This is a genomic window from Actinoplanes sp. NPDC048791 (genome assembly GCF_040650095.1).
GTDB lineage: Bacteria > Actinomycetota > Actinomycetes > Mycobacteriales > Micromonosporaceae > Actinoplanes.
The window spans coordinates 1-1,316 of sequence record NZ_JBEZGQ010001600.1 but is presented as its reverse complement, the minus strand read 5'-3'; the positions used below and the strand labels follow the sequence as shown (position 1 = coordinate 1,316).

Annotated in this window: 1 protein-coding gene; it reads left to right on the top strand. The window is 71.2% G+C overall.

Annotated elements, in window-relative coordinates:
* Positions 1-866: helix-turn-helix transcriptional regulator (locus tag AB0C29_RS48850; protein WP_360835263.1), on the top strand; the 866-nt coding region annotated here is incomplete at its 5' end.
* Positions 867-1,316: the final 450 nt, after the last annotated feature.

The window sequence follows — 1,316 nt, the reverse complement described above, 5'->3', positions numbered from 1 at the left end:
GCCTGCCGAGTGGGCGCGCGCGCCGCGCGTGCGGGCTGCGGCGGGTGGAACTCGCCGAACTCGCCGGGATCTCGGTCGACTACGTCGTGCGCCTGGAACAGGGCCGGTTCACCACACCCTCGGCGCAGGTGGTCGCCGCGCTCGCCCGGGCCCTCCAACTCACGAACGCGGAACGCGACCACCTCTACCGGCTGGCGGGGCTCGTCCCGCCCGCCGACGGCGAGATCTCCGACCACATCCCACCGGGCGTCCAGCGCGTCCTCGCCCGCCTCGGTGACGCGGCCGTTGGGGTCTTCGCCGCCGACTGGCAACTGATCTGGTGGAACCGCGGCTGGGCGGCGCTGCTCGGCGACCCGTCGTCGGCACCGCGTGAGCGCCGCAACTTCGCCCGCGACACTTTCCCGGTCAACGGCGATCGGCCCAGCTTGTCGCAATGGCCGGTGATCTCGTACGCCCCCGACGCGGTCGACGCCGCCATCGTGTCCGACCTGCGCCGCGCCACCGGCCGCTTCCCGAACAACCCCAGGCTGACCAACCTGATCCGCTCACTCACCGAGGGCAACCAACGCTTCGCCGAACTGTGGGCCGCCGGCGCGGTCGGAACCCACCGCGAGGACCACAAAATCGTCAAGCACCCCACGGTCGGCCCCATCGAAGTCGACTGCGACGTCATGACCGACGGCGACGCCGAACTCAAAATCGTGATCCTGACCGCAGCCCCCGAAACCACCGACGAAACCAAACTCCGCCTGGCCCTGATATCCGGCGTCCCCGACCCAACGACCAACGCAGCCGCCGAAGCGAGACCCGCGCCCGTTCAGCTGCTGGCGTCGGGCGACGGCAGCGCGGCAGACACCCACGGCTGAGGGCCGACCAGGCCGGTACACGCCGGAAATGTGGCGGCTAGCCTCACTCAGCTGGTGCTCTCGGCGCCATGTCCGCAGCGTCCGCCTGCACGACGAAGAGGCCGAGCGCCTGTTCGCCAATCGGAACCAGACGCTGACCAACCTCCCGAAGCGCCGAATCCGCCGACAGGACGGCGCGCTGCAAAACGGCCTCAGACCGGGGGCCTCTCCGACAGCGGGCTCGGTGTCTCAGCATCCGACCGTATAAGCCCAGTCCCATCCCACCCCCAACAAAGCCAAAGGGCAGGACGCGGACGGACGGTCGCCCGCCAACCAGAGCACGAGAGCTCGCCGGCCGTGGTCGCGAATGGGGGGCTGGGGCGGTTGTTCGCCGGCCGCGGCGCGGTCGCGGTGGCGGTGGCGGTGGGGGCTGGGGTGGTTGTTCGCCGGCTGCGGCGCGGTCGCGGTGGC